Genomic DNA, 21,174 nt, shown 5'->3' with positions numbered 1-21,174 from the left:
TCACATGTCACGAAGCACACTCCGGCTCGGAGCGCGGCTACAAGCGCGCTGGCTGCAGTTGGCCGGCACCGGCCGTCGCGAGGCCGGCATGACGACCGCCGAATACGCCGTCGGCACGCTGGCAGCGGTGGCGTTCGCCGTCGTGTTGATGGCGGTGGTGAAGTCCGGTGCGGTCAAGACAGCCCTGACCGGCATCATCCAGTCAGCGCTGAGCGTCGCGTCCTGATGCCGGACCGGTGGCCGCGATGTAGGCGGCATGGTGGGGCACGGGCCGCCCGCCGTTGCGAAGGCGGCATGGTCACCGCCGAACTCGCGGCCACCCTTCCGGCGCTCATCTTCGTGCTGCTCATCGCCGTCAACGCCGTGATGATCGGCATCAACCAGGTCCGATGCGTGGATGCTGCCCGCGCCGCGGCACGGGCAGCCGCGCGGGGCGACAGTCCGGCCGCCGTCCAACAGGCCGGCGCACGCGCGGGGCCGTCCGGCAGCATCGTGAAGGTGACCGGGGCCGGCGGCGAGATCACCGTCAGGGTGACCGCACCGGTTCCGGGCCCGTTCGGCTGGCTGGTGGGCGGCGAGCCGCTGCGGGCGACGGCGGCGACGCCCGTCGAGACCGCCGACCCGCAGCGATGAGCGTCGGCGAAGGCCCCGGCCGCGACCGGGGTTCGGCCACCGTGCTGGTCGTCATGGGGATCGGCGTCGTCCTGCTGTGTCTGTGCGGCGCGCTGGCGTTGCTGTCGGCGGTGCAGGCGAGCCACCGGGCACGGGCGGCGGCCGACCTGGCGGCCTTGGCCGGTGCCCGGGTGCTGGTCGGCGGTGCTGCAGGCACGCCGTGTGAGACCGCCCGCGTGGTGGCTGCCCGCAACGGTGGCTCGTTGGCGGAGTGCTCGATCGCCGGAGACGACATCACCGTGAGCGTTGCGGTTCGCGCGCGGTGGCCAGGGCTGGGTCCGGCACGTGCACGCGCACGGGCTGGTCCGGACCCCCAGCCGGAGCCACCGGCCGACCGGGCCTACTCCCAGATCCCGCCGCGCTTGCCGCGCCACCAGGTCGCCCAGTCGCTGTCGGCGTCGGTGCTGTAGAGGTCCGGGTGGTGGGTGATGCCCGCCGCGTAAATGGCCGAGTAACGAAGGTCCTTGTCCTTCATGTACTTCCGCAGGTCGTCCTGCTCGGTGATCACCCCGGCGTGCGTCATCGCGGTCAGCGTGTTGACCAGCAGACTCCGACGGTCGCTGTTCTTCAGGAGCAGTCGCAGTCGCTCGTCGTTGTCCGGAGTCGCCAGCCGGGAGACCAGGTAGGTCGCCAGTTGACGGGTCAGTGCATCCGGGCTGCTGGTCGACAGGTCCGCGGCCACGTCGCAGACAGCAGCCGCGAACGGGCTGCAGTGGATCAGTGTCGCGGCGTGATACCGGATCCCCGACTGCTCGCTGCTGAGCAGGATTCGCAGCAGCTCCGGCAGCACGCTCCCATGGGGATGGCCCGGCCAGGTGCTGTCCATCGCCGCCTTGGTGTAGCTCGCAACCTCCGCCGTGACGTCACGGTTCGAGCGACGGCCGGTCAGCCGGGACAACGGATGCACGTTGTCGATGCGCTGCAGGATCGGCGCACCGATCGTGCGCGGCAGTTCGGCGGCCAACGTCGCGATCGGTTCGTAGGATCCGAGCGACCAGTGCTCCAGCCGGCGCTCCAGTTCGGCGGCGATCGCGCGCGTCTGCCGGGCGTTCAGGACATTGGCACAGGCCGGCATCGACAGGGCGATCGAGTAATACATCAACCGGTGATCGGGCACGGACGGCAGTTCGGCGATCAGCGAGTCGATCACCTCCGCGCTGCGGATGTCGCCGAGGAAGCTCCACGCATCCGGCGCACCGGAGACGCCCGGCACCGCAGTCAGCTCGCGCGTCGCCTCCAGCAGGAAGGCGCCGTACCGCGGGTGCGCCGCCACCGTCGACAAGGCCTCGGCCCGGCTGAAATAGGCCGGATTGACCGAGCGCATGCACTCGTCGAGCAACATGCGGATCCACTGTGCCGCCAGCGCATCCGGCAGCAGTGACTGCTCGTCACCGGTGATGGCGTCGACGAGCATCAGCCAGTCGGCGCCGCTGAACTGATCGCCGTCGACATACCGCTGATAGAAGGCATTGACGACTCCGCGTCGCGCGTCGGTGGACGGGGGCACCGACCGCAGCAGGCTGAGTCGACGGCCGCCCGGTGACGACAGCGCGAGCCGGGCAGCGGAGCGCAGTGGCGCGCTGAGCGTGCCCGGTGACATACCGAGCATGCGTTCGTACTTGCCGATCGCGGTCACCGCGACATCGGTCTCGCCGTTCTCCGCACGCGACACCTCGGTCTCCGAGAGCGGCACACCCTGTTCCCGTGCCGCAGCGGCGAACGTCTTGCCCGTCATACCGCCGAACTGCGACGTCATCCGGTGCGACCACAACAGCCACCCCGTCACCGCGTTCATGTCCTCGAAGGTCTGCCATGGTCCCGAGACCTTGGGTCCCAGGCCCACATGCCCCCGCCTCCTCGTGACCTCCCACACCATGCGCGCATTGTGCATCGCCGGGCCCTCGGGCGCGGAGATCTTGCAAAATCCACAGGTTCGCGCAATACGGCGCCGTGCCGCGACGGATTGAGCGGCCGGCCACCCGCCTCAGCGCTGCCAGATGTATGGCGTCGTCGTGGTGACCCGACGGAAACCGTAACGCTCCAGGATGGGCCGGGAGAACTCGGTGGAGTCGGAGTTGATCAGGCTCTTCCCGACCCGCAGGGCCGCTTGGGCACGCTTGGCGGTGAGCGCCCGGTAGATGCCGCGACCACGCCACTGCGGCAGCGTCGCGCCACCCCAGATGCCCGCGAAATCCGTGCCGGGCACCGGTTCGATCCGTCCGGCGCTGACCACGTCCCCGTCGACCTCGGCGACCCAGAGTTCGACGCCGTCGGCATCGGCCTCGTGCAGTTTGCGCAGTGTGGAGTCCACCCGCTCGGTGATGGTCTCCGGGTCGTCCTCGAAGACGGACGCCTGCATCGTGACCATCGCCGTGACATCATCGCGCGAGGTGATGGAGCGCAAGGAAACGCCTGCCGGCACAGGCACATCAGCCGCGATCGAGGTGGCCTCGCCGATCATCACCGACTCGACCTCGTCGGCGACCAGACCATGCTTCTGCAACAACGCCGGCAGGGCGGGCACCCGGTCGTGGCCACGCGATTTCCACTCGAACTCGGTCACCTCCGGGTCGGCGGCGTAGTGCGCGACGGTGTCCGCGATGAGCCGTTCGAGCTCCGCGTCGGTCGGCGTACCCAGCGTGCGGTAGCTGACGAACCCCCGGCCGCTGTGGAACTTGCCCCACAGCAGCGGACCGTGTCGTGCCACCTCGGCCATCGACCGCATCTCGGCCTCGGTGCGCAGTTGGTCGTCGTATGCCGCGAGCAGGCCCGCATCGTCCATCACAGGCGAGACCCTGCCGGTGCGGACGCCGGTCGGCAACCGAATTACCGCGGGCCGTCGGCTGATCTCAGCGACGGTCCCGCAACACTCGGTCGAGCACGACGATCGCACCGGCCTTGTCGAGCGGGTTGTTGCCGTTGCCGCACTTGGGCGACTGCACACAGGCCGGGCAGCCGTCCTGGCAGGCACACGCCTCGATCGCCGCGCGAGTGGCCATCAGCCAGGTGGCTGCCTCGGCATACGCACGCTCGGCGAAACCGGCGCCGCCGGAATAACCGTCATAGACGACCACCGTCGGCAACCCGGTGTCCGGGTGCAGCGCGGTCGACACACCGCCGACGTCCCACCGGTCGGACTGGGCGACCAGCGGCAGCATCGCGATCGAGGCGTGCTCGGCGGCGTGCAACGCGCCCGGCAGCTCATCCGCGGTCAGCCCCACGGCGAGCAGGTCGTCCTCGTCGATGGTCCACCAGACACCGCGGGTCACCAGCTCGCGTTCGGGGAGGTCCAGCGGATGCTGACCGATCACCTCTCCCGTCGGCAGCACCCGCTGGAACGATGTGACCTGGGTGCGCACCCGGATCGTCCCGAAGTACAAACTCACGCTGCCCCAACGGCTTTCACGCTCGACCTGTTGTATGTCGAACGCGGACACGGACTGGGCGAAGGTCGACCAGCCCGGGTCGCCCACGACGACGTGCGCGGTGGTGGCCGCCAGGTCGAGCTCGGTCACCACATGTGGGGTGCCCTGGTGCAGGTAGACCGCGCCGGTGTGCACCGCGGCATGCGCGCGTGCCGCATCGACGGTGCCGAGCACTCGCGCAGTCCGGGTCTCGACGATCCGCACGTCGTCGTCCCCGCCGCCGCGCAGCGAGAAGTGGTCCGCGGGCCGGTCCTCCCTCGCCCAGAACCAGCCACGCGGCCGCCGGCGCAGGATGCCGCCGGTGACCAGCGACTGCAACACTCCGGGCAACGACGGACCGAAGAGCTCGGCGTCGGCCTCGGTGACCGGCAACTCGTGCGCCGCCGCCGCGACGTGCGGCGCCAGCACGAACGGGTTCGACGGGTCGAGCGTGGTCGCCTCGACGGAGCGGTCGAAGATCGCCTCCGGATGCTGCACCAGGAAGGCGTCCAACGGGTCGTCCTCGGCGACCAGCACGACCAGCGACGTCCGGCCGCTGCGGCCGGCCCGGCCGGCGCGCTGCCAGAGGGAGGCGAGCGTGCCGGGCCAACCGGCGAGCACCACCGCGTCCAGCCCGCTGACGTCGATGCCGAGCTCGAGTGCGGAGGTCGCCGCCAGACCGCGGAGCCGACCGGTGCGCAGGTCGTCCTCCAGCGCCCGGCGCTCCTCGGGCAGATAGCCGCCGCGGTATGCCGCGACGGTGCGTTGATCTCGATACGGGCTCGTTGCTCGCCCTACTCGATCGGCGGAGTTGCGCACCATCTCCGCGACCACTTCGACGCCCACCCGGGACCGCGCGAAGGTCAGCGTCTGCACACCGCGGTCGATGAGCGCTCCCATCAGGTCCGCGGACTCCGCCACGGCACTGCGCTGCGCCGTGTCCGGTCCGGCACCCGGCTTGCTCCCCGGTTGCCACAGGCCCACGACCATCGGCGCCCGCGGTGACCCGTCCTCGGTGATCTCGTGCACCGGGAGTCCGGTGAGTTCGCCGGCATGCAGGCCCGGCGTCGCCACGGTCGCGGAGGCCAGGACGAAGGTCGGCGCGGCGTGGTACCGCGCGGCGATTCGGCGCAGGCGGCGGAGCACACCGGCCACGTGTGAGCCGAAAACGCCTCGGTAGACATGACATTCGTCGACAACGACATACTGCAACGCACGGAAGAACGACGCCCAGCGCTCGTGGCCGGGCAGCAGGGTGTGGTGCAGCAGGTCGGGGTTGGTCAACAGCAGCGACGCGTGCTCGCGGATCCACCGGCGCTCGTCCAGGGGGGTGTCACCGTCGAGCGTCGCGGCCCGCACACCGGGTATGGCGAAGCTGCGGATGCGTGACTCCTGGTCGGCCGCAAGGGCTTTGGTCGGAGCGAGATAGATGGCTGTCGCGCCGCGACCGGTCGGTGCTCCGGAGCCGTCGGCCACCGCCGAGAGCATCGGCAGCAGGTAGCCCAGGCTCTTGCCCGAGGCGGTGCCGGTCGACAGCACCACGTGCTCGCCCGACCGGGCGAGGTCGGCCGCCCGGCGCTGGTGCGACCAGAGCCCGTCGATCCCGGTGCCGTGCACCGCCGCGGCCACCTGCGGGTTGACCCAATCGGGCCAGCCGGCGTCGACCGCGTCGCGGCCCGGCAGCCGGCGGGTGTGCAGCAAGCGGCCGGTGCCGACCCCGGCCAACGCGGCCAGAGCCGCCTCGGCGTCGAAATCGCCGTGCCGCGGCGGGGCAGCGGGCGGCGCCTCCAAGCCATGCGGCGGAGCGGTCGTGGCAGCGATATCGGTCATTCCACCGTCAACGGTAGGTCCGATCCCCGACATCCGCGCGACCGGCTGACGGATCCGATGAAAGACTGGCCGTCGGCAAGCGGCACTTCGACCCGGAAAGGCAACTTCGTGACCGACCTGGACATCAGCGGCAGCGACGAGGGCGACTTCACCGTCATTCGGCTGGCCGGTGACGTGGACGTCTCGGCCGCCGCGCGCCTGCGGGACGCTCTGGCGCGGCTCATCACCGATCCCGCCGAGAAGGTGCTGGTCGATCTGACCGACGTGCCGTTCCTGGACTCCACCGGCCTCGGGGTGCTGGTCGCCCGGCTGAAGCAGCAGCGCCTGGGCGGCGGCGAACTCGCGCTCGTCATACCGTCCGAGCGACTGTTGCGGAACTTCCGGATCACCGGCCTCGACCGGGTCTTCCACATCCATCCCACGGTCTCTGCCGCGGTGGCCGCGGACACGGCCGATTCGGAACGGACCGACTGACCCTCTTCGTCGAGCGGACACGATCGATGTCCAGTGGACAGGGAAAATGGGGCGTTTCGAAGCCGGCTTTCCTGTCCGTTGGGTGCGTTTGGTGTCCTGTCGGTGCAGTGGACGGGCAGAGCGGTGCGCGAGGATTGCCCGTATGCCGAACACCGCGCCACCGCTGGCCGACGACCCCGCCGCGCTGCGGCGCGCCCTGATCGCCGCTCGGTTCACCCTCGACGGAGTCGCCGACTGTCTGGGGCCGATGGCCGGCAGCGCTCTGCATCGAGAACAGCGGCTGCCCGCCGATCTGGCCACCCGCGACGACGGCTCACCGGTGGCCGTCCTCGTCCGGTTGTTCGCGCTGGGCCTGCCCGTCGGCGTGCGCCACCTCGACCGTGCACTGCCCGGCTGGGACACCGCGCGGCTGCGCGCGGCCGGTCTGGTCACCGTGGACGGCTCGCGGGTGCGCGCGGCATACGACCTGCGCCCCTACGGCGACGACGACCACCAGTGGTGGGTCGCGTCCGACCTGTCCGAGGTGATGACCGGTGAACCGCTGCCGGTCGATCATGTGCTGGGCATCGGCGGCGCCTCGACGACACTCGCCTCCTGGACGCCGCGGCGGCCTGCGGCCCGGGCGCTCGACCTCGGCACCGGTTGCGGTGTGCAGGCGCTGCACCTGTCCGCGCACGCCGACCGGATCGTGGCGACCGACACGTCCGAGCGCGCATTGCAGATCGCTGCCTGGAACGCGGCGCTCAACGGCTGCGAGTGGAACCTGCGCCGTGGAGACCTCTTCAAACCCGTTGCGGCAGAACGATTCGATCTGATCGTCAGCAATCCGCCCTTCGTCATCACGCCACGGGCCGACGGGGTGCCGACCTACGAATACCGCGACGGCGGACGGGTCGGTGACGGCATCGTGCGGTCCCTCATCCGCGAGCTGCCGCGGCAGCTCAATCCCGGCGGTGTCGCCCAACTGCTGGCCAACTGGGAGGTACCGGAGGGCAAGGACTGGAAGGACGTCGTCGCCGCATGGTTCGACCGCACCGGGCTGGACGCCTGGGTCGTGCAACGTGACACGCAGGACCCCGCCGAGTACGCCGAACTCTGGTCCGGTGACGGCGGACTGCGTTCGGGCGCGAGCGGTTTCGAGCAGATGTATGCCGCCTGGCTGCGTGACTTCGAGTCGCGCGGCGTCGGCGAGATCGGCTTCGGCGTGATCACGGTGCAGCTGCCGGAGACCCGGCGTCGGCCGTGGCTGGATCTCGTCGAGGTCACCGGGCCGGTGCAGTCGCCGATGGGTCCGGCGATCGACGCGGGTCTGCGGGCACGGACCTGGCTGGCGGAGGCGGGCGATCAGGGCGTGCTGGATGCCCATCTGACGGTGGCCGCCGACGTGACCGAGGAACGACACGGCCGCCCCGGCGCCGACGATCCGTCGGTGATCGTGATCCGGCAGGGCGGCGGCCTGCGTCGGGCCTTCCGGGTCGACACCGCGGTCGCGGCGTTCGTCTCGGTCTGCGACGGTGAGCTGTCGACCGGCCAGGCACTCGACGCGATCGCCTCGTTGCTGCAGGTGCCGGCCGCGGAAGTAGTGCGCGATGCGCTGCCCGCCATCCGGGAAATGGTCGCCGACGGTCTGCTGGTGGCCGGCTCGTAGGCTCGGGGTCATGCAACTGCGCATCTTCACCGAACCGCAGCAGGGCGCGTCGTACGAGGACCTGGTGGCTGTCGCGAGGCGTGCCGAGAGTCTGGGTTTCGACGCCTTCTTCCGGTCCGACCACTACCTGGCGATGGGGGACGGCACAGGGCTGCCCGGGCCGAGCGACGCGTGGATCACCCTGGCCGGCATCGCCCGCGAGACCGCCACCATTCGACTCGGGACGCTGGTGACGAGCGCGACCTTCCGGCATCCCGGTGTGTTGGCCATCGAGGTCGCGAACGTCGATGCGATGTCCGGCGGCAGGGTCGAACTCGGCCTGGGTGCAGGATGGTTCGAGCGTGAGCACGCGGCATACGGCATCCCGTTCCCGGGCACCGGAGAACGCTTCGACCGCTTGGAGGAGCAGCTCGAGATCATCACCGGCCTGTGGTCGGCGACCGGCGAGTTCTCGTATGACGGCGGCCACTACCAGCTCACGGACAGTCCGGCGCTGCCGAAACCGGTGCAGCACCACGGTTTCCGCGGCGGGATACCGGTGGTGATCGGCGGCCACGGCACGAAGCGCACCCCTGCGCTCGCGGCGCGCTACGCCGACGAGTTCAACATCGCCTTCTCGTCGGTCGAGGACAGCCGGGCGCAGTTGCGCCGCGTCCGAGCAGCGGTCGACGCGGCGGGGCGACCGGCCGAGTCCATGACCTACTCGGCGGCTCAGGTCGTCTGTGTCGGCGGCAGCGAGGCCGAGTTGCAACGGCGCGCTGCGGCGATCGGCCGGGAGGTCGCCGAGCTCAGGCAGAACGGCGTTGCCGGCACGCCCTCGGAGGCGATCGACCGGCTGGGCGCGCTCGCCGACGCGGGTGTCACGCGGGTCTACCTGCAGGTGCTCGACCTGAACGACCTGGAGCACCTCGATCTGATCGCCGCCGAGGTCATGCCCCACATGCACTGATCGAGTGTGGGGCTCGTTCCTCGCTCACTCGACCAGCGACAGCGGTCACGCGGCGGGGATGTCCAACTGCCACGAGCGCTTGGACAGACCGTGCCAGAACCCGTCGATGACGGTGTGGGAGCCGGAGCCGTCGGCGGAGGCGGCACCGAGGGCGACATACAGCGGCGCCCAGTGCTCGGTGCGCGGGTGCGCCAGCTGTGCAGCGGGTGCGGTGTGGCCGAAGTCCAGCAGCGCGTCCAGGTCGCCGGCCGCCATCGTCTCGGCGGCCCAGTGGTCGAACTCGGTCATGAACGACGTGGGCGCCGCGTCGGCGCTCGGCTGCATGCAGCTCAGGTTGTGCGTGGTGAAGCCCGACCCGACGATCAACGTGCCGTCGTCGCGCAGCGGTGCGAGTTTGCGACCCAGGGCGTACAGCTGCTGCGGGTCCAGTGTCGGCATCGACAACTGCAGCACCGGCACGTCGGCCGCCGGGAACAGCTCGGCCAGCGGCACGTAGGCACCATGGTCCAGGCCGCGGCCCTCGTCCCGCACCAGCGACTGGCCGGGCGTCGCGATCAGCTTGGCGACGTCGTCGGCCAGCCCGGGTGCCGTGGGCGCGTCGTACCTGGCGTCGTAGTACTTCTGCGGGAACCCCCAGAAGTCGTACACGAGGGGAGCGCCGGTCGTCGAGCTGACCGCGATGGGCGCGGACTCCCAGTGCGCGGAAACCACCAGGATCCGCTCCGGCCGGGGCAGGTCCTTGCCCCAGGCGCCGAGCTCGGCGGTCCAGCGGGCGTCGTCGGCCAGGGGCGGCGCGCCGTGGCTGAGGAAGAGAACGGGCTGGCGATCGGCGGTCATACGGTCCATGATGACAACAACAAATTAAACATTCAACTAATTCCCCGGGCAGGGTGGACGGACCTCGTCGACGTGCCGTCGCAGCCACCGCGGTAGGGGTCTCTCGCCCGGCGTGCTTAGACTCAGCCCCGTTCGCACGTCGAAGCAGTGACGAATCCACTGCACGTCGGACAGGAAGCGAGAAGAACGAGAGTGGCGCGCAAGCTTGTCATCGTCGAGTCGCCCGCGAAGGCGAAGAAGATCGGCGGTTATCTGGGGGACGAGTACGTCGTCGACGCGAGCGTGGGGCACATCCGTGACCTGCCCAACCCGTCGGAGCTGCCCGCGGAGATGAAGAAAGGCCCCTACGGCAAGTTCGCGGTCAACGTGGACGAGGGGTTCGACCCCTACTACGTCGTGGCGGCGGCCAAGAAGAAGAAGGTCGCCGAGCTCAAGCGGCTGCTCAAGGACAGCGACGAGCTCTACCTCGCCACCGATGAGGACCGTGAGGGCGAGGCCATCGCGTGGCACCTGCTGGAGGTGCTCAAGCCCAAGGTGCCGGTCAAGCGGATGGTGTTCCACGAGATCACCCGTGATGCGATCCAGCACGCCGCCAACACGACCCGTGACCTGGACGACAACCTGGTCGACGCGCAGGAGACCCGCCGCGTCCTGGACCGGCTCTACGGCTACGAGGTCAGTCCGGTCCTGTGGCGCAAGATCCGCCGGGGGCTGTCCGCCGGTCGCGTGCAGTCGGTCACCACGCGCATGGTCGTCGAGCGGGAGCGCGAGCGTATGGCGTTCCGCTCGGCCTCCTACTGGGACGTCGAGGGTGAGTTCGCGCCCTCCGGCAGCTCCGCGCAGGCGTTCACCGCCAAGCTGACCGCCCTGGACGGCGCCCGCGTCGCCACCGGCCGCGACTTCGATGACCGGGGAAATCTCAAGAGCGACAAGGTGTTCCACCTGGACGCCAAGCAGGCCAACTCGGTTGCCGAGTCGGTCGCCGCGGGTGTCGCTGCGGTCAGCTCGGTGCAGGAGAAGCCCTACACCCGCCGTCCGAGTGCGCCCTTCACGACCAGCACGCTGCAGCAGGAAGCCGGCCGCAAACTACGGATGAGCAGCAAGGCGGCCATGAGCGTCGCCCAGCGGCTCTACGAGAACGGCTACATCACCTACATGCGCACCGACTCGATCACGTTGTCGGAGTCGGCAATCCGCGCCGCGCGCTCGCAGGCCCGCGATCTGTACGGCGCCGACTACGTGCCCGACCAGCCCCGCCGCTACCAGGGCAAGGTCAAGAACGCCCAGGAGGCGCACGAGGCCATCCGCCCCGCGGGCGACACCTTCCGCACCCCGGCGCAGGTCGCCGGTGAGCTGCGCGGCGAGGAGTTCGCGCTCTACGAGCTGATCTGGAAGCGCACCGTCGCTTCGCAGATGGCCGACGCGCGCGGTAGCACCGCCACGGTGAAACTCACTGTGCCGATTGATGATTCCGGTGTCGCCAAGCAGTCGGAGTTCACGGCGTCCGGCACGGTGATCACCTTCCGCGGCTTCCTGGCGGCATACGAAGAAGGGCGCGACGTTGAGCGCAACGCGACCGGCGACGACACGGGCACCCGGTTGCCCAAGCTGGCCGAGGGTGTGGCGCTGGACGTGCTGCGAGCCGAAGCGGAGGGGCACCAGACCAGTCCGCCGCCGCGTTACACCGAGGCCACCCTGGTCAAGGCGATGGAGGAGATGGGCATCGGTCGCCCGTCGACATACGCCTCGATCGTCGGCACGATCCAGGACCGCGGTTACGTCGGCAAGCGCGGCACCGCGCTGATCCCCACCTGGACCGCCTTCGCGGTGATCCGGCTGCTCGAGGTGCACTTCCCGTCGCTGGTCGACTACGACTTCACCGCCTCGATGGAGGAGGGGCTGGACCGCATCGCCGCCGGCGACGTCGGCCGGGTGGACTGGCTGACCCGCTTCTACTTCGGCGACGGCAACGACCGCACACCGGGCCTGCCCACCAGTGGCCCGGACGGCAACGAGGGCCTGCAGGAGATGGTCGAGCACCTGCCCGAGATCGACGCGCGCGGCATCTCCACCATCGAGATCGGCGACGGCGTCGTGGTCCGGGTCGGCCGCTACGGTCCGTACGTCGAGGAGGTCGTGCCCGAGGGCGTTGACGCGAAAACCGGTGAGGTCATGACGGATTCGGCGGAGGCGCCGAAATCGCGTCGCGCGACGATCAACGACGACATCGCGCCGGACGAGATGACCCCGCAGAAGGCGCGCGAACTGCTGGCCGCCGCCGACGACGACGGGCGCGTGCTGGGACAGGACCCGGCCACCGGACACGACATCGTCGCCAAGGCGGGCCGGTACGGGCCCTATGTGACCGAGGTGCTGCCGGCGCCGCCGGAGCCGGCGGCGCCCGCCGATGGCGCCAAGCCCAAGCGTGCCAAGAAGGCGGCCGGTCCGAAGCCGCGGACTGCCAGTCTCTTCAAGGACATGGATCTGGCCACCATCGACCTGGACACGGCGCTGAAACTGCTCAGCCTGCCGCGCGTGGTCGGCACGGTGACCGAGGGCGAGGGTGCGGACGCCACGCAGGTCGAGATCACCGCGCAGAACGGCCGCTACGGTCCCTACCTGAAGAAGGGCACCGACTCGCGGTCGCTCGCCGACGAGCAGCAACTCTTCGACATCACCCTGGAAGAGGCGCTGGCCATCTACGCCGAACCCAAGCGGCGCGGCCGGGCGGCGCAGCCGCCGTTGAAGGAACTGGGCAACGACCCGGTGTCCGAGAAGCAGGTGGTGGTCAAGGACGGTCGCTTCGGTCCGTACGTCACGGACGGTGAGACCAACGCGACGCTGCGCCGCGGCGACGACCCGGCGTCGATCACACCCGAACGCGGCTTCGAGCTGCTCGCCGAGAAGCGGGCCAAGGGCCCGACGACGCGCAAGCGGACAGCCAAGAAGACCACCAAGAAGGCTGCGAAGAAGACCACCGCCAAGAAGACGACCGCCAAGAAAGCGACGACGAAGAAGGCGGCGGCGAGCAAGTCCGTGGACTGACTCCGACCGCCATACGGTCGTCCGATTCGTGTGTTCTGCGAGAACTTGTACGATGCCCCGGAACCAACAGGGGACCGTCACCGTCACAGGTTCGAATTTCACGTAGGACATCAACGGAGGAAAGTCATGTCCAGCAACATGTTTCGTCGCACCCTGGTCGGTGCTGTCGCCATCGCCGGTGCTATGGGACTGGCTGCCTGCAACGGCGACACCGCAAGTGTGACCACGCCGACCGGTTCGGCGCCGGTTGCCACCTCGACGGCGGCCGCGCCGACCCAGGCGTCACCGAACACGTCGGAGTCCGCGCCGTCGGAGTCGACCACGTCCAGCTCCGCCACCAGTGAGGAGTCCAGCCCGAGCGAGACCTCGTCGAGTTCTGCGGCGGCAGGCGGCGCCAAGGACACCACCACCAAGGTGACCCCGGACGGCACCAAGCTGAAGTTCGGCCAGGCCGCGGTCATCGACGACGAGTCGGACGGCAAGTACAAGCTGACGGTGAAGTCGATCGAGGCGGCGCCGAAGTCGGCATACGCCGCCGCCAACCTCAACGAGACCAACGGCAAGATGTACTACGTCAAGTTCGACGTGACGAACCTCGGCGGTGCGAAGTACGGCTTCCGGGCGACCGCCCCGAACCAGTTCTTCCTGAAGCCGGTCTTCGACTCCTCCGAGAAGGGCCGCGCCGGCGGCTCGCCGTTCCAGGACCTGCCCGGCGGCTGCAACAAGGCGTCCTACGACGAGATCGCGGTCGGCAAGAGCGCCTCGGCCTGCTACTACTACCAGGTCACTGGTGCCGCTCCCACGAAGGTCATGTGGGACACGTACAAGATCGAGATCGTCTGGTCCAAGTGACGCAGTGATCGTGCGAAGGCCCCGGCGGAGCATCTCCGCCGGGGCCTTCTCGCATGACCCGTCCGACCCTGGACTCAGGGTGTCGGCTGACCGAAGCCGAGCGGCTCACGCGTGAACCGGTAGGTGGCCCAGTTGCATTGCTTCACCGAGCCGTCGTCGCGGCGTCGTACGACGAGGCGCTCGCCGCGTTCGCGACCACTCACGGTGCGGTAGACGTCCTCGCCCTCCGCTTCGAAGACCGAGACCGGGGAGTCCGCGGGCGCGCCGGCCAGCCGGGCAGTGAGCTTGCCCTCCCTGATCGCGAAGGTGAACTCGGCGCCTTCGGAGAACCATTGGCCGACAAGGGGTTTGAGTGCGGCCGGTTCGACAGTGCCCGGGACCCACGGCTCGGGCAGCTCCGGGTCGTGGGTGAGCGCGTAGGCGCCCAGCTTGATCGCGGTGCCGGCCGGGTCCTTGGAGATCGAGTTGTTCATCAGCACCGCGCCGGTGGTGCCGGACTCCGGCTCGGAGAAGAAGCCGGTGATGCCACCCGGCATACCACCGGTGTGCCCGAACCAGATACGACCGTCGCGACGTTCGAGCTCCAGGCCGAGACCCCACGCAGTGTTCCAACCCGGGTCCGCCGCGATCTGGGGTTGCCGCATCTCCTCGACCGTGTCGGGGGAGAGAATGTCCTCGTCCGGGTCGAGCAGGAACCCGTGCCAGCGCACCATGTCGGCCAGCGTGCTGGCGAGGACGCCGGCCGAGTCGGTGGTGTTCTTGGCCAGCACCGGCTCCTCGACGGGTACGTCGGTGAATGGCGGCACGTAGTAGAGACCCGCCCGCGGCGCGATGAGGCTGGTCGTCGTGCGGCGCAGCTCCAACGGGTCGAGCAGGCGCCGCTGCAGCGACTGCTCCCAGCTGCCGCCGTCGAGTCGGGCGACGACCTCGCCGAGCAGCGCGTAACAGAGATTGGAGTAGTGCCAGCGGTGGTGCGGGCGCAGCACGCGCTCCGCCTCGTTCCAGCCGGAGATCAGGCCCTCGTGGTCGGGGAACTCCAGGGTGTCCCAGACGTCACCGACCGGTTCGCGCTGCATGCCGCTGACGTGGGCCAGCATCTGCCGGATGGTCACCTGCCCGTGGGTGGTGCCGGGCACCAGCTGGTCGACCGTGTCGTCCAGGCTGAGCCTGCCCTCGTCGCGCAACTGCATGATCAGCACCGCGGTGAACGTCTTGGTGTTGGAGGCGACGAGGAACTGCGTGTCGTCGCCGAGCGGCACGCTCGGGTCGGAGAGATCGGCCTGCCCGACGGCGGTCGACCACACCAGCCGACCGTGCCGGGCGACGCCGGCCACCAGAGCCGGCGTCCGACTCGCACGCTGGGCGTCGATGGCGGAGGCGGTCAGCGCGCGGGTGGTGGATTCGCGCAGGCGAGAGGAGCTTTGCGTCATACGACCAACCTAGGGGAGAGCCGCGCGGTCGGCGCTCGCGCACCTGTCGGGCGGTTCGCCTCCGTCACCCCACGAAGTTCTCCTCCGCTGCACACCCCCGATACTTCGCGGGGGCCCCGACTACGCTTCGGATCGTGTTCATAGCGTTCGAGGGCGGCGACGGAGCGGGCAAGACCACCCAGATCGAGTTGTTGCGCGAGCGGCTGGCCGCCGTCGGGTATGACGTGGTGGTGACCCGCGAACCCGGCGGCACCGAGCTGGGCGCCGACATCCGCCAGGTGCTGCTGCACGGCGGTGACGTCGCCCCGCGGGCGGAGGCGCTGCTGTTCGCGGCCGACCGGGCGCACCACATCGCGACGGTCGTGCGTCCCGCCCTGCGGCGCGGCGCCGTTGTGCTGCAGGATCGCTACATCGACTCCTCGGTCGCCTATCAGGGTGCCGGTCGAGAGCTCGATCCGCTTGAGATCAAACGGCTTTCGCTGTGGGCCACCCAGGACCTCGTGCCTGATCTGACCGTGCTGCTGGACGTGACCCCGCAGGACGGGCGCCGGCGGCGGGGACAGGTGCACGACCGTCTGGAGTCCGAGCAGGACGACTTCCACGCGCGGGTCCGCGAGCACTACTTGCAACTGGCCGCTGCGGAGCCGGGGCGTTACCTCGTGGTGGATGCCAGCCTGCCTCGTGAGGAGATCGCCGCGATCGTCGCCGAGCGGGTGGGCCGGCCATGACGGTGTGGCGGGACGTCATCGGTCAGGACCAGCCGGTCGCGACCCTGCAGGCGGCGGTCGCCGATCCCGCCCGGATGACGCACGCCTGGCTGTTGACCGGACCCCCCGGTTCCGGTCGGTCCACCGCCGCACGGGCGTTCGCCGCCGCGCTGGAGTGTCCGCGCGGTGGATGTGGCGAGTGCCACGAGTGCCGCACGGTGCTCGACCGCAGCCACGCCGACGTCACCGTGATGGCGACGGAGGGTCTGTCGATCCAGGTCAAGGACGCACGCGAGCTCGCCGGCCTCGCGCAGCGCCGGCCGAGCGTCGGGCGGTGGCGGGTCATCATCATCGAGGATGCCGACCGGCTCACCGAACGCGCCGCGGATGCGTTGCTCAAGGCGCTGGAGGAGCCGGTCGCACGCACGGTGTGGCTGTTGTGCGCGCCGTCGCTGGAGGACGTCATCATCACCATCCGTTCGCGCACCCGGCATGTCCGGCTGCGCACGCCGCCGGTGGAGGCCGTCGCGCGATTGCTGACCGATCGGGACGGGATCGACCCGCGCATCGCGGTGGACGCCGCCCGCGCGGCGCAATCGCACGTCGGCCTGGCGAAGCGACTCGCGACGGACGAGTCGGCGCGTGCCCGACGGCGCAAGACCCTGCTGCTCGCCGGGCGCATCCACGGTCTCGGTGACGCCATGTCCGCAGCCGCCGACCTCGCCGCGATCGCGGGTGAGGAGTCGACCGCCTCGTCCGCCGAGCGTGACGCCGCCGAGAAGGAGCGGCTGATGGCGCAGCTGGGCGCCGACCCGGCGGCGCGCACCCAGCCACCGCACGTGCGCTCCCAGCTGTCGGCGCTGGAGAAGGAGCAGAAGACCAGGGCCACCCGCTTCAGCCGGGATGTGATCGACCGGTCGTTGGTGGACCTGCTGTCGATCTACCGTGACGGGCTGGTGGTGCGCGCCGGATCCACCGTGCCGCTCATCAATGCCGATCTCGCCGACGAGGTGCAGCGCCTGGCCGACGGTCGCAGCAGCGAGCAACTGTTGCAGGCGATGGACACCATCGGCACCGCCCGGGAGCGCATCGAGGCCAATGTGCCGCCGTTGCTCGCGCTGGAGGCCATGATGATCGGTCTGCGCGCGCCGTCCTCGGGCCTCGGCTGAGCGTCCTCGCGCCGGTGACTCAGAGCAGTGTGCGGTAGCCGGCGAACGTCTTCTGCGATCCGTCCGGGGCGTGCGCGGCACCCAGCGGGGTGAAGCCGCAGTGCTCCAGAACCCGACGCGACGCCGGGTTCGTGATGGCGACCCGGGCATCCACCGTCCTGACGCCACGTTGCGCCGCCAGCTCGAGGGCCTCGCGCACACCCCAGGTTGCGACGCCACGGCCCTGTGCCGCCTCCGCGACCCGGTAACCGAGTTCCGTCTCGCCAGGTTGGTCGATGTCCGTCACGTTGATCCGGGCCACGATGCTGCCGCCGGCATCGACGACGACGCAGAGCAGCGACCGCCCGTCGTCGTTCTCCGCCACCCGGTCCGCCAGCCGGTCGTCGAACTGCTCGAAGAACTCATCGCCGCGGTCACCGATCCGTGCCGCGAAGAACGCGCGGTTGTCCCGTTCGAAGGCCTCCAGCGCGGCAGCGTGGTCCCTGCTGAGCAGCTCGAGCCGGAGCCGCGCCTTCGATCCGGTCATCACACCAGCGTTCGGCAGCCGGCGGCGGCGAGCAACCGAATTCCGCCGACTTCCTGGCGCTGGACGCTCGTGGGTGAGGCCGCGGAGCAGCACGTCCACACCGTGGTTGCGGCGGTATGACGTAACGTGCAGCGCATGGTGCGTCGACGGTCCATGGCCGGTCTGCTGAGTGTCGCGGTCGTGGGGCTGGCAGTGGCCGGCTGCAGCAGCGGGTCGGGCGCGAGCGCGTCGTCCGGGGCGTCGTCCGGGGCGTCATCGCCGTCGTCGGCGCCCGGTTCGGCCCAGAGCGCGGAGGGCGCCGGCCGGTCCGGCACCGCATCGGGTTCGGCCGCCGGTGTGCCGGCCGGCCTGTCGAAGTTCTACGACCAGCAGCTGAGCTGGTCCGACTGCGGCCCGGCCAAGTGTGCCGAGCTGACCGTGCCGGTGGACTACGCCCGGCCCGACGGCCCGACCATCAAGCTGGCGGTCGACAAGGTGGAGGCGTCCGGTGACCGGAAAGGCTCGCTGGTGGTCAATCCCGGGGGACCGGGTGGCTCCGGAGTCGACTACGCCGCTGCCGCGTCCTCGGGGTACGTCGTCAGCAAGGACGTCCGGTCGGCATACGACATCGTCGGTTTCGACCCGCGCGGGGTGCAGCGGTCGGCGCCGATCACCTGTTACGGCGATGTGCAGCTGGACCGCTATCTCGGTGAGGACCCCACCCCGGACACCACCGCCGAGCAGCAGCAGGTGGCCAAGGACAGCCGTGCGTTCGGAGAGGCGTGCGTGGCGAAGAACGGCAACCTGATCAAGCACGTCTCGACCGTCGAGGTCGCCAAGGACATGGATGTGCTGCGAGCCGCCCTCGGCGAGGACAAGCTCGACTACCTGGGCAAGTCCTACGGCACCTTCATCGGGTCGACCTACGCGGGGCTGTTCCCCCAGCGCGTCGGCCGCTTCGTGCTGGACGGTGTCGTGCCGCCGGACATCAGCAGCACCGAGATGAGCCTGGGGCAGGCGAAGGGTTTCGAGCAGGCCACCCGGTCCTACGTGCGCGACTGCGTCGCGCAGCGCAACTGCCCGCTCGGCGGCAGCCTCGACGAAGGCATGGCGCGGATCCGCAGCTTCCTGAAGCAGGTCGACGCCAAGCCGTTGCCGGTCACCGGTGAGGGTGACGTGACGGAGTTGACCGAGGGGTGGGCCTCGCTCGGCATCGCCGAGGCGATGTACGACAAGACGTCCTGGCCGACGTTGACCGACGCCTTCCAGGCGGCCTTCAACGGTAGCGGCGACAAGTTGATGGCATTGGCCGACCAGTACGCCGAGCGCACCAGCAACGGCACCTACGACGGCAACATCATGCAGGTGATCAATGCGGTCAACTGCCTCGACCGGGGTGGATCCGCGGACTTGGCGACCTACCGCAAGGACGCCAAGGCGTTCGCCGCGGTCGCGCCGACCTGGGGGCCGATGCTCGCCTGGGGCGGTCTGGCCTGCGGGGAGTGGCCGGTCGAGGCGACGGGCAAGCCGGAGCGGATCACCGCGAAGGGCTCGGGCCCGATCCTGGTGGTCGGCACCACCCGTGACCCGGCGACGCCCTACGAATGGGCACAACGGCTCGCCAAGGAACTCGCCAACGGCCACCTGCTGACGTATGACGGCGACGGGCACACGGCATACAAGATGGGCTCGTCGTGTGTGGACGGCGTCGTCGACGACTACCTCCTCGACGGTACCGTGCCGGCGCCCGGAAAGGCTTGCTGACATGGGTTACTCGGTGCAGGACGTGCCGGTTCGTGGCGGCGCGTTGCGCGTCGGCTGCTGGCAGGGCGACGGGCCGGTCGAACGCGTCATCCTGGCGGTGCACGGCATCACCGCCTCCCACCGCTCCTGGGGTCTGGTCGCCGACTCGGTGGCTCCCGGGACACTGATCCTCGCGCCGGACCTGCGCGGCCGCGGACGGTCCGGTGCGCTGCCCGGGCCGTCGGGTATGTCGCAGCACGCGACCGACTGCCGCACCGTGCTGCAGGAGCTGGCCGACGGGCGGTGCGACGTCGCGGTCGGTCACTCGATGGGCGGCTTCGTCGCCGCGACACTCGCCGGGCAACACCCGGACGCCGTCGGCAGCCTGTTGCTCGTCGACGGCGGTGTGCCGTTCGAGCTGCCCGACGGGGCGGACCTGGCCGCGACGATGCAGGCCGTGCTCGGACCGGCGGTCGAGCGACTCTCCCTCGAGTTCACCAGTCGCGCGGAATACCAGCGGTTCTGGCAGGAGCACCCGGCGTTCGCCGACACATGGAACGACGCCGTCGCGGACTACGTCGACTACGACCTGGGCGACGAGGGCCCGCCATACCGCAGCACGGTGGCCGGCGACCTGATCACCGAGGACTACCCGCAGATGTTCGCCGGCGGCCCCACCGAGCTGACCTGGCCGGCGGTGACCGCGCCGACGGTCTTCCTGCGCGCACCGCGCGGCCTGCTCGACCAGGAGGGCGGTCTCTATCCGCCGGCGCTGCTGGACGACTGGGCCACCGGCCGGCCGAACTTCACCTGGCGTGCGGTCCCGGGCGTCAACCACTACACCATCACGCTGGGCGAGATGGGGGCCCATGCGGTCGTGGACGCGGTCGCGGAACTGCTCGCGGACGAGGAGGCGATGTAGCTCCGCCCGCACACCGTGCTCGGTGCCACCGCCGATTCGGTGTCCGGGCCATCTCCTGCGTATACTCGTCGCGGCCTTCGGCACAGCCCGTCGGCCACGCCGCCTTAGCTCAGTCGGCCAGAGCGATTCACTCGTAATGAATAGGTCGTCGGTTCGATTCCGACAGGCGGCTCCGGCGATGCCCTCGACGTATGTCGGGGGCATTCTCGTTGCCGGGCCGGTTGCTGCTACGCCGCCGGAGAGTGCGATGGCAGCGGTCAGAGCCGGCGGATCGGCAGGGCCGTCTCCACGGCGCTGTCGCCGTCACGCACCAGGTGATAAGCGCCCGCGCCGTCCTTCTCCGACACCGCCTCCACGAAGTCGGTCCCGCGGTAGAGCACCCCGGCGCCGTCGTCCGTGCAGTAGGACTCCGGCAGCGTCCCGTCCGCCACCAGCCGCTGCATCAACGGCCGGCGGCGCTCCTCCGCGTCGTAGTGCACGCCGTTGCCGTAGGGCAGCAGGCCGAGACCGTCGGTGACCGGCTGCAGCTCGGGACCGAAGGAGTCCGTCGTACCGCCGGTGTGCCAGCAGATCGAGCCGGCGCTGACACCGGTCAGCACGACGCCCGCCTGCCACGCGGCATGCATCGCCTCGTCGAGACGGTGCACGCGCCATACGGCCAGCAGGTTGGCGACCGACCCGCCCATGATCCAGACGACGTCCTGGCCCAGCAGGTGCTCGGCCGGGTCGGCGACGTTCGGCATCCCGAAGAGCTGCAGGTGGGAGTGGTCGTAGCCGGCCGCCCTTGCCGCCTCGGCGAGCGCGTGCAGCACGTGCGGGTTGTCGCCGGTCGCTGTCGCGACGGTGCACAGCCGCGGCGCGCGACCGGTGACACCGGCGAGTTCGACTGCGAACTGGGTCAATTCGCTGAATTCGAAGTAGGTGCGTTCACCGGGGCGCAGGCCTCCGGAGGTGGCGAGGATGGTGGGTTCGGCAGGCATGCCCGGA

The 21,174-nt window shown here is 70.0% G+C and carries 19 protein-coding genes and 1 tRNA gene; 13 read left to right on the top strand and 7 right to left on the bottom strand.

Annotated features, from left to right (window positions below; all coding sequences use genetic code 11):
* The first annotated feature begins 4 nt into the window (after positions 1-4).
* The 3 genes from ACYVBN_RS08265 (at position 5) to ACYVBN_RS08255 (ending at position 1,082) form a co-directional block, all read left to right on the top strand.
* On the top strand, positions 5-226 hold the full coding sequence (locus ACYVBN_RS08265; RefSeq protein WP_440283250.1) for a DUF4244 domain-containing protein: 222 nt from the start codon (positions 5-7) through the stop codon (positions 224-226).
* 68 nt (positions 227-294) lie between these two features.
* Positions 295-633, top strand: a complete 339-nt coding sequence (locus ACYVBN_RS08260; protein ID WP_440283251.1) for a TadE family type IV pilus minor pilin — start codon at positions 295-297, stop codon at positions 631-633.
* On the top strand, positions 630-1,082 hold the full coding sequence (locus ACYVBN_RS08255; protein ID WP_460600089.1) for an Rv3654c family TadE-like protein: 453 nt from the start codon (positions 630-632) through the stop codon (positions 1,080-1,082). Before ACYVBN_RS08260 ends, ACYVBN_RS08255 begins: the two co-directional genes overlap by 4 nt.
* Here the strand turns inward: ACYVBN_RS08255 and ACYVBN_RS08250 are convergent.
* From ACYVBN_RS08250 to ACYVBN_RS08240, 3 genes are all read right to left on the bottom strand, one after another.
* Positions 1,013-2,467, bottom strand: a complete 1,455-nt coding sequence (locus ACYVBN_RS08250; RefSeq protein WP_460600088.1) for a hypothetical protein — start codon at positions 2,465-2,467, stop codon at positions 1,013-1,015. The two genes, ACYVBN_RS08255 and ACYVBN_RS08250, sit on opposite strands and share 70 nt — an antisense overlap.
* 189 nt (positions 2,468-2,656) lie before the next feature.
* Complete coding sequence (locus ACYVBN_RS08245; protein WP_440283289.1) at positions 2,657-3,454, bottom strand: GNAT family N-acetyltransferase; 798 nt, start codon at positions 3,452-3,454, stop codon at positions 2,657-2,659.
* A 67-nt stretch (positions 3,455-3,521) separates the two neighbouring features.
* Positions 3,522-5,906 (bottom strand): DEAD/DEAH box helicase, encoded by a 2,385-nt coding sequence (locus ACYVBN_RS08240; RefSeq protein WP_460600087.1) that lies wholly within the window; start codon positions 5,904-5,906, stop codon positions 3,522-3,524.
* A gap of 108 nt (positions 5,907-6,014) precedes the next feature.
* Between ACYVBN_RS08240 and ACYVBN_RS08235 the strand changes: the two genes are divergently transcribed.
* The 3 genes from ACYVBN_RS08235 to ACYVBN_RS08225 all read left to right on the top strand — a co-directional run bounded on the left by ACYVBN_RS08235 (position 6,015) and on the right by ACYVBN_RS08225 (position 8,977).
* Complete coding sequence (locus tag ACYVBN_RS08235) at positions 6,015-6,380, top strand: STAS domain-containing protein (protein ID WP_460600086.1); 366 nt, start codon at positions 6,015-6,017, stop codon at positions 6,378-6,380.
* A gap of 142 nt (positions 6,381-6,522) precedes the next feature.
* Positions 6,523-8,028, top strand: a complete 1,506-nt coding sequence (locus tag ACYVBN_RS08230) for a class I SAM-dependent methyltransferase (RefSeq protein WP_460600085.1) — start codon at positions 6,523-6,525, stop codon at positions 8,026-8,028.
* A gap of 10 nt (positions 8,029-8,038) precedes the next feature.
* Positions 8,039-8,977 carry an LLM class F420-dependent oxidoreductase gene (locus ACYVBN_RS08225; protein WP_460600084.1) on the top strand — a complete coding sequence of 313 codons (939 nt, stop codon included), beginning with the start codon at positions 8,039-8,041 and terminating at the stop codon, positions 8,975-8,977.
* Between the two features lie 45 nt (positions 8,978-9,022).
* On the opposite strand, the gene ACYVBN_RS08220 is transcribed toward ACYVBN_RS08225, so the two are convergent.
* On the bottom strand, positions 9,023-9,814 hold the full coding sequence (locus ACYVBN_RS08220; RefSeq protein ID WP_460600083.1) for a dioxygenase family protein: 792 nt from the start codon (positions 9,812-9,814) through the stop codon (positions 9,023-9,025).
* 192 nt (positions 9,815-10,006) lie between these two features.
* On the opposite strand from ACYVBN_RS08220, the gene topA reads away from it, so the two are divergent.
* Both topA and ACYVBN_RS08210 read left to right on the top strand, forming a co-directional pair.
* A complete protein-coding gene (gene topA / locus ACYVBN_RS08215; protein WP_460600082.1) occupies positions 10,007-12,859 on the top strand; it encodes a type I DNA topoisomerase in 2,853 nt (950 codons plus the stop codon).
* 126 nt (positions 12,860-12,985) lie between these two features.
* On the top strand, positions 12,986-13,711 hold the full coding sequence (locus tag ACYVBN_RS08210; RefSeq protein ID WP_460600081.1) for a hypothetical protein: 726 nt from the start codon (positions 12,986-12,988) through the stop codon (positions 13,709-13,711).
* A 74-nt stretch (positions 13,712-13,785) separates the two neighbouring features.
* Here ACYVBN_RS08210 and ACYVBN_RS08205 read toward each other — a convergent pair whose 3' ends face one another.
* Positions 13,786-15,141, bottom strand: coding sequence for a serine hydrolase domain-containing protein (locus tag ACYVBN_RS08205; protein WP_460600080.1), 1,356 nt, complete (start codon positions 15,139-15,141; stop codon positions 13,786-13,788).
* Between the two features lie 134 nt (positions 15,142-15,275).
* On the opposite strand from ACYVBN_RS08205, the gene tmk reads away from it, so the two are divergent.
* Entirely contained in the window at positions 15,276-15,869 is a 594-nt protein-coding gene (gene tmk / locus ACYVBN_RS08200) for a dTMP kinase (RefSeq protein ID WP_460600079.1), read from the top strand.
* Positions 15,866-17,017, top strand: coding sequence for a DNA polymerase III subunit delta' (locus ACYVBN_RS08195; protein ID WP_460600078.1), 1,152 nt, complete (start codon positions 15,866-15,868; stop codon positions 17,015-17,017). The genes tmk and ACYVBN_RS08195 overlap by 4 nt, the downstream gene beginning before the upstream one ends.
* A gap of 19 nt (positions 17,018-17,036) precedes the next feature.
* Here the strand turns inward: ACYVBN_RS08195 and ACYVBN_RS08190 are convergent, their stop codons facing one another.
* On the bottom strand, positions 17,037-17,543 hold the full coding sequence (locus ACYVBN_RS08190; RefSeq protein WP_460600077.1) for a GNAT family N-acetyltransferase: 507 nt from the start codon (positions 17,541-17,543) through the stop codon (positions 17,037-17,039).
* Positions 17,544-17,678: 135 nt separating this feature from the next.
* Here ACYVBN_RS08190 and ACYVBN_RS08185 point away from each other — a divergent pair, with 135 nt between their 5' ends.
* The 3 genes from ACYVBN_RS08185 (at position 17,679) to ACYVBN_RS08175 (ending at position 20,359) form a co-directional block, all read left to right on the top strand.
* Entirely contained in the window at positions 17,679-19,286 is a 1,608-nt protein-coding gene (locus tag ACYVBN_RS08185; RefSeq protein WP_460600076.1) for an alpha/beta hydrolase, read from the top strand.
* A gap of 1 nt (position 19,287) precedes the next feature.
* A complete protein-coding gene (locus tag ACYVBN_RS08180; RefSeq protein ID WP_460600075.1) occupies positions 19,288-20,187 on the top strand; it encodes an alpha/beta fold hydrolase in 900 nt (299 codons plus the stop codon).
* A gap of 98 nt (positions 20,188-20,285) precedes the next feature.
* Positions 20,286-20,359: transfer RNA gene (locus ACYVBN_RS08175), tRNA-Thr, on the top strand.
* A gap of 85 nt (positions 20,360-20,444) precedes the next feature.
* Here ACYVBN_RS08175 and ACYVBN_RS08170 read toward each other — a convergent pair.
* Positions 20,445-21,167, bottom strand: coding sequence for a Type 1 glutamine amidotransferase-like domain-containing protein (locus ACYVBN_RS08170; protein ID WP_460600074.1), 723 nt, complete (start codon positions 21,165-21,167; stop codon positions 20,445-20,447).
* Positions 21,168-21,174 lie beyond the last annotated feature (7 nt).

The sequence above is a fragment of the Flexivirga lutea genome, assembly GCF_054778955.1.
This window is presented reverse-complemented; position numbering and strand designations above follow the sequence as displayed.